The organism is Bacillus sp. GW823-FHT06A10, assembly GCF_058795375.1.
Window position 1 is genome coordinate 2,916,299 of the sequence record NZ_JBXAHT010000001.1, and the last position, 6,735, is coordinate 2,923,033.

Annotated in this window: 7 protein-coding genes; 4 read left to right on the forward strand and 3 right to left on the reverse strand. The window is 37.4% G+C overall.

Features of this window, described 5'->3' with window-relative positions; genetic code table 11:
• Positions 1 to 118: 118 nt before the first annotated feature.
• Positions 119 to 1,390, reverse strand: a complete 1,272-nt coding sequence (locus AC1Q8M_RS14715) for a methionine gamma-lyase family protein (protein WP_098511416.1) — start codon at positions 1,388 to 1,390, stop codon at positions 119 to 121.
• A complete protein-coding gene (hflX, locus tag AC1Q8M_RS14720) occupies positions 1,383 to 2,657 on the reverse strand; it encodes a GTPase HflX (RefSeq protein ID WP_043924696.1) in 1,275 nt (424 codons plus the stop codon). The genes AC1Q8M_RS14715 and hflX overlap by 8 nt, the downstream gene beginning before the upstream one ends.
• A 92-nt stretch (positions 2,658 to 2,749) precedes the next feature.
• Between hflX and AC1Q8M_RS14725 the strand changes: the two genes are divergently transcribed.
• On the forward strand, positions 2,750 to 3,373 hold the full coding sequence (locus tag AC1Q8M_RS14725) for a trimeric intracellular cation channel family protein (RefSeq protein WP_000312267.1): 624 nt from the start codon (positions 2,750 to 2,752) through the stop codon (positions 3,371 to 3,373).
• Positions 3,374 to 3,472: 99 nt separating this feature from the next.
• Positions 3,473 to 3,610 carry a hypothetical protein gene (locus AC1Q8M_RS14730; protein ID WP_000181505.1) on the forward strand — a complete coding sequence of 46 codons (138 nt, stop codon included), beginning with the start codon at positions 3,473 to 3,475 and terminating at the stop codon, positions 3,608 to 3,610.
• Positions 3,611 to 3,641: 31 nt separating this feature from the next.
• On the opposite strand, the gene spoVK is transcribed toward AC1Q8M_RS14730, so the two are convergent.
• Positions 3,642 to 4,598: a stage V sporulation protein K gene (spoVK, locus tag AC1Q8M_RS14735; protein WP_098366054.1), complete on the reverse strand. Its 957-nt coding sequence runs from the start codon at positions 4,596 to 4,598 to the stop codon at positions 3,642 to 3,644.
• A gap of 264 nt (positions 4,599 to 4,862) precedes the next feature.
• Here spoVK and AC1Q8M_RS14740 point away from each other — a divergent pair, with 264 nt between their 5' ends.
• Complete coding sequence (locus AC1Q8M_RS14740) at positions 4,863 to 5,828, forward strand: tyrosine-type recombinase/integrase (protein WP_000450330.1); 966 nt, start codon at positions 4,863 to 4,865, stop codon at positions 5,826 to 5,828.
• Between the two features lie 113 nt (positions 5,829 to 5,941).
• Positions 5,942 to 6,735: collagen-like repeat preface domain-containing protein (locus AC1Q8M_RS14745; RefSeq protein ID WP_492334158.1), on the forward strand; the 794-nt coding region annotated here is incomplete at its 3' end.

A 6,735-nucleotide genomic window follows, 5' to 3' on the forward strand; every position in this document is an offset into this window, starting at 1 on the left:
GTGTCAATAGATGTTAGCTTTTCTTACATGATTTTTTATAAATTTTTTCATTCTTTTTTCTAATCGCAGAAATCGTTACTTTTATACGAAAAAAGCTGCCGATATCGACAGCTCCCCTTTAAGAAATTGTTAATAAATTCTTTTCAATCAATTCATCAATCGCAGAACAAATCGCAATTTTAACATGCGAATACGTTAATCCACCTTGCACATATGCAACATACGGTGGTCTAATCGGACCATCAGCAGACAATTCAATACTTGCACCTTGAATAAATGTTCCCGCCGCCATAATTACATCATCTTCATAACCTGGCATATAGTTTGCATACGGAGTAAAATGCGAATTAATTGGAGATGCATATTGAATCGCTTGGCAGAAGGCAACCATACGGTCTTTATCATCAAATTGAACAGATTGAATTAAGTCTGTTCTTGGTGCATTCCACGCTGGTGACGTGTTCATTCCTAACTTTTCTAAAAACGCAGCTGTAAAAATTGCACCTTTCAGCGCTTGTCCTGCAACATGTGGCGCTAAGAAGAACCCTTGATACATTTCTTGCAGACTGTATAAAGACGCTCCAGCTTCCGCACCAATTCCCGGAGATGTTAAACGATATGCACACGCTTCAACATACTGTTCTTTACCGACAATGTAACCACCAGTTTTTACAATTCCCCCGCCTGGGTTTTTAATAAGCGAACCCGCCATTAAATCTGCACCAACATGACACGGCTCTTGCTCTTCAATAAACTCCCCATAACAATTATCTACAAACACAACAACATCAGGTTTAATTTCTTTAACAAACGCGATCATCTCTTTAATTTGAGAAATAGTAAACGATGGACGAGTAGCATAACCTTTCGAGCGCTGAATACCGATCATTTTCGTATTACTACGAATCGCTGCTGCAACAGCTTCAAAATCAACAAGCCCACCTTCAGTTAGCGGAACTGCATTGTAACCAATATTATATTCTTTAAATGAACCTACACCTTTCCCACGCACACCAACGATTTCCTCTAACGTATCATACGGTTTCCCAGTAATGTACAATAACTCATCTCCTGGACGTAAAATACCGAATAACGCTGTAGAAATAGCGTGAGTACCTGAAATAATTTGCGGACGAACAAGTCCAGCTTCCGCCCCAAATACATCAGCATACACTTTTTCTAACGTATCACGGCCAATATCATCATAACCATAACCTGTCGTCGGGATAAAATGCGAGTCACTAATTTTATGTTTACGAAAACTTTCTAATACACGAAACTGATTACTTTCAATTACTTCATCCGCACGTTTATGTACTTCTGTAATCTGATTCTCTACTTCTTTTACGATTGGAGCAATTTTTTCTCCATTTTTCAAACGATCAAACATTTTTATTTTCTCCTTCTTCCACTAAAAATCTCTTTAATTGCACATTAAGCGATGAATGAGTAAAAATATACCCTGCACAATCATATACAAATTTATCTTCCAGAAACTCCATCTTTGCTAATAGCGTTTCCGTCTTTAAAAGCGTTAATAACTTACCTTCACTCGGAGGGATTTCTACTCGATAACGATCCATTTCTTTCTTCATTTTCATTTCTATCGCTTCTTTTATACGCAATAAATCACTTTCTTCAAAAGCACTAGTCATTAAGAAATCACTTTTCGGAAACGGAATAAAGTTTTGATGTAATTCATCTTTTTTATTATATAACGTAATAATAGGAATATGATTAATTTCAAGTTCTGATAATAATCGTTTTACTGTTTTTTCATGCCCTATGTAGTTAGGATCCGCAGAATCAACTACATGTAAAATAACATCTGCTTCCCCCGCTTCTTCCAGTGTTGAACGAAAAGCAGCAATTAATGAAGTGGGTAAATCTTGTATAAAACCAACAGTATCAGTTAGTAATACTGTATAACCAGAAGGTAAGGGCATCTTCCTCGTCGTTGGGTCTAGTGTTGCAAACAGAAGGTTTTCTTCAAACGTATTAGCTTCCGTTAATCTATTAAACAGTGTCGATTTCCCTGCATTTGTATAGCCTATTAATGAAATTTGAAATACTTTATTGTCTTTTCTTCTCTCACGATATCTTTTTCGGTGTTCCACAACAACTGCAAGTTGTTTCTTTATTTCATCAATACGCGATCGAATATGACGACGATCCGTCTCAAGTTTCGTCTCACCCGGTCCTCTCGTTCCAATACCACCACCAAGACGTGATAAGGACAACCCTTGCCCCATAAGACGTGGCATTGTATATTGCAACTGAGCTAATTCTACTTGAAGCTTACCTTCCCTCGACTTCGCACGTTGCGCAAAAATATCTAGTATTAGTTGCGTTCGATCAATTACTCTCGCATCTAATACTGAGGATAAATTCCGAATTTGACTCGGCGTTAATTCATTATTAAATATAATAACATCCGGCTCTAATTCTTCAGTTAGCATTGTAAGCTCTTCTAATTTCCCTTTACCTATGTAAGTTGCCGGATGAAACTTTGGTCGTTTTTGCGTTGTTGAAACTAACACTTCCGCTCTCGCAGTCTTAGCTAGTGATGCAAGCTCTTTCATGGAATGCATAAATTTTTCATCATCATCTTGCGGCAATTGACAGCCTACTAATATGACTTTTTCTTTTTCTTCCATCAAATATGTTCACTCATCCTTTTCGAAATTTAAACCTTCTAATATAATAGCAGAGGAAGCACATTTCATCTAGTTAGCGGGGGAGAAAATTCATGGCATGGGAGATTTTTAGCATCATAGGCACAATCGCTTTCGCACTAAGCGGAGCCATTGTTGCAATGGAAGAGGATTATGATATTTTCGGGGTGTATATTTTAGGAATGGCAACCGCATTTGGGGGAGGTGCCCTTCGTAATTTATTAATCGGTTATCCGATTGTCGCGTTTTGGCAACAAGACATGTTATTCCAAATCGCACTTTTATCAATGACTATTATTTTTCTTTTTCCAAATAAGTTAATTAGACATTGGAAAAAGTGGGAAAATATCACTGACGCTATCGGCTTATCAGCATTTGCTGTACAAGGAGCATTATATGCTCAAAAATTAAATTTACCAATTAGTGCCACAATCGTGGCAGCTGTTTTAACTGGTATCGGCGGCGGTATCATTCGCGACCTTTTAGCCCGCAGAAAACCTCTCGTTCTTCGAGCTGAAGTATATGCCTTTTGGACAATTTTAGCAGGTTTCTTAATTGGCGCTCAAATTATTGTTAGCGATTGGGCCCTTTACATTTTATTCATTTTAATTGTTTGCTTCCGCATGGTTTCTATTCATTACAAATGGCATTTACCGCACAGACGTATCGAAACGAAAGAACGTTCAATGCATAAATAGCAATCTAACCTCTTTACATATCGTAAAGAGGTTTTTCTTTTCTAACGATTTTTTCTTTATATAATGTTTATACTAATTTTTAAAGTGAGGTGAATACAAATGACAAACCACGTTAATAAAGGAGCTCAAAAAAGTTCAGTAAACCAATTTGGACACGACCCTAATTCAGCACACGAAAAGAGCGCTAAAATGGAACGCTTCCATAAAGCGCACCAAGAAAAAGCAAAAAAAGAGTAAACGAACTTATACACAAAAATAGACGCACAGTTTATGTACTGTGCGTCTCCTCTTCGAGCATCAAATCCATACTCGATATTCCAATTAAATCATTTTTATCATACTTATCTTCTTGCAACAACCGCATCGCCTGTGTACGAATTGATTTTTCAACAATATTCCGTACATATCGCCCATTACTAAACGATGTAATTTGCGACGAATACTTCACCGCATGTAAATGATCCCTAAATTTCCATTCAGCTTCTTTTGATAACTGATATTCACGATCTTCATACATTCTCTTTCCAATTTCCAATAGCTGATTTACCGAGTAATCCGCAAATTCAATAATAAATGGAAAACGAGATTGCAGCCCTGGATTTAATGAAAGAAAGTGATTCATCTCTCTTGAATATCCAGCTAAAATCAATACAAAACCATGTTGTTTATCTTCCATATGTTTTACAAGCGTATCAATTGCTTCTTTTCCAAAGTCCTTCTCTCCTCCTCGAGCTAAAGAATACGCCTCATCAATAAACAAAATACCTCCCATTGCTTTTTTTATTAAGTCTCTTGTTTTTTGAGCTGTATGGCCGATGTACTCTCCTACAAGATCAGCACGTTCAGCTTCAACCAAGTGGCCTTTCGATAGAATATTCATCTCAAACAGCAATTTTCCTATCATTCTAGCAACAGTTGTCTTCCCTGTACCCGGATTCCCTTTAAACAGCATATGAAGCACTTGCTTCTCAGACTTCAATCCCTTCTCTTGTCTTTTTTTATTCACATAAATCCAAGCATATATTTCTTTTATTATCTTTTTTATATCATCCATCCCAACAAGCTTCCCCATCTCTTCTTCAATTCTCTGCAGCATTTCATGTTTAATTGTAGTTTCATTTGAAATTACCGTTTTATTTTCTGCGGCTGGCAAAGAAATTTTCTTTCGATGGTTTAACACAATATTAATTTGATTGTTGTTTTTCTTTCGCATCGATTGTTCCATACAATCACCTCATTTTATCCCGCTATTTGCGAGCAGTAAGACTCCCACCTCGACATTCAGCAAACGCTTGGTATTTAAGCGGGCGATAACCGCCCGTAAATGCCCGATTGGTTCAACTAATAATCGCAGAGGATGAACAAAATCCCCACTGATTATAGTTTCACTTTATCCACTCACCAAATATTATTATTCCTGTCCCCCTTGTAAATGCCTATTTTCAGAAAAGTTTGCTATAATATAAGAAATAATTAAGGTGGTGGGACTATGGAGACAACGGAATTCCATGATACAATACAAGCCTTTTCTATTTTTTTATTGAATAAAGGCCGAAAACCCTCAACTATTAAACGTTATGTTTATGACGTTGAAGACTTCGGACATTGGTTAGAAAAAAACAAAAAGCTCCCTTCCAGTAATATATGGGCTACACTTTGTACAAAAGACTACGAAGATTACTTTTCCGATTTAAAAACGAATCGACATTACTCAGAAAAAACGATGCATCGTGTATTTACTGTATTAAATAGAATGCATCACTTTCTAAACATTCCCAATCCATTGAAGAATATGGAAATATCTATTCAACCAGACCGTACACTTCGTAACGAAGATTTCATTTCACCTGATGAAGAAAAAAGATTAAAGTATATAGTCACTTCATTAGAAGGACTTTCAGAAAAACAACTTCCTGTGCGCCCTTTATTAATGGATCGCAATATTGCTATTTTAAATCTATTGATCGACTACGGTTTATCCTTACAGGAACTTACAGCATTAACAATGCATCACGTTCACTTTGAAACTAACACATTGTCAATCCCAGCAACCGCAGGTGTAGAAAGAACAATTACATTAGCAAAAGAAGACAAAAAACAACTATATAATTATTACAAAAGTATCCCAGAACCAGTTCGTCCTAAGTATCATAGTGATGATTCATTGTTTGTCGCATTTGATTTTAACCGTGGAACATACAGGTGGGTATATGAAAATGATGCACCAAAGGCATTAACGGAAATTGCTATACAAAAAATGATTCGCCTCGAAGTGGCTAGAGCCAATTTACGTAAAGGAATTTCAGGACAACATTTTCGTAACACCTATATTTTAAACTTAATAAAAAAAGAAACTCCTGAATCAGAAATTATAAAACTCGCTGGATTCAAATCAAAAATTTCATTAAAGCGATATTATCAATACGCAGAAAATAGAAAAAACGCCTTATTGTAAGGCGTTTTTTCTATTTTTTCTTTAAACAAACGATTTTACTATGACCATTTAACTAATTTCTGCATCTACTATGATGAGTTTCGTTCACATTTTCGTGAGAAAGGAGAGATTTAATGTCTCGTTATAACGACAATCAAAACAAATTCTCCAAACCATGCTTTCCAAGTAGCGCTGGACGAATCCCAAATACTCCATCAATCCCAATTACTAAAGCTCAACTTAGAACATTTCGTGCGATTATTATTGATTTAACAAAAATAATCCCAACACTTTTTGCAAATCCATCTCCCCAAAATATTGAAGATCTAATCGATACATTGAACCTACTAAGTAAATTTATTTGTTCACTAGACGCTACTTCCTCCCTGAAAGCACAAGGGTTAGCTATTATTAAAAACTTAATAACTATATTAAGAAATCCAACCTTTGTAGCAAGCGCTGTATTTATTGAGCTTCAAAATCTCATTAACTATTTACTATACATTACAAAATTATTCCGAATTGACCCTTGCACACTTCAAGAGCTTCTTAAATTAATAGCAGCATTACAAACTGCTCTAGTTAATTCTGCTTCGTTCATTCAAGGACCTACCGGACCTACTGGACCAGCAGGCGCTACTGGTGCTACCGGACCTCGAGGTAACACGGGCGCTACCGGTGCCACTGGACCTCGAGGTAACACGGGCGCTACCGGTGCCACTGGACCTCAAGGTAACACGGGTGCTACTGGTGCTACCGGCGCTACCGGTGCCACTGGACCTCGAGGTAACACGGGCGCTACCGGCGCTACTGGACCTCAAGGTAACACGGGCGCTACTGGCGCTACCGGTGCCACTGGACCTCGAGGTAACACGGGCGCTACCGGCGCTACTGGACCTCAAGGTAACACGGGCGCTACTGGCGCTAC

Bases quoted from the DNA above. Each gene is read 5' to 3' on its own strand.
- AC1Q8M_RS14715 (WP_098511416.1), bottom strand. From the start codon at position 1,390: ATGTTTGATCGTTTGAAAAATGGAGAAAAAATTGCTCCAATCGTAAAA.
- hflX (WP_043924696.1), bottom strand. From the start codon at position 2,657: ATGGAAGAAAAAGAAAAAGTCATATTAGTAGGCTGTCAATTGCCGCAA.
- AC1Q8M_RS14725 (WP_000312267.1), top strand. From the start codon at position 2,750: ATGGCATGGGAGATTTTTAGCATCATAGGCACAATCGCTTTCGCACTA.
- AC1Q8M_RS14730 (WP_000181505.1), top strand. From the start codon at position 3,473: ATGACAAACCACGTTAATAAAGGAGCTCAAAAAAGTTCAGTAAACCAA.
- spoVK (WP_098366054.1), bottom strand. From the start codon at position 4,598: ATGGAACAATCGATGCGAAAGAAAAACAACAATCAAATTAATATTGTG.
- AC1Q8M_RS14740 (WP_000450330.1), top strand. From the start codon at position 4,863: ATGGAGACAACGGAATTCCATGATACAATACAAGCCTTTTCTATTTTT.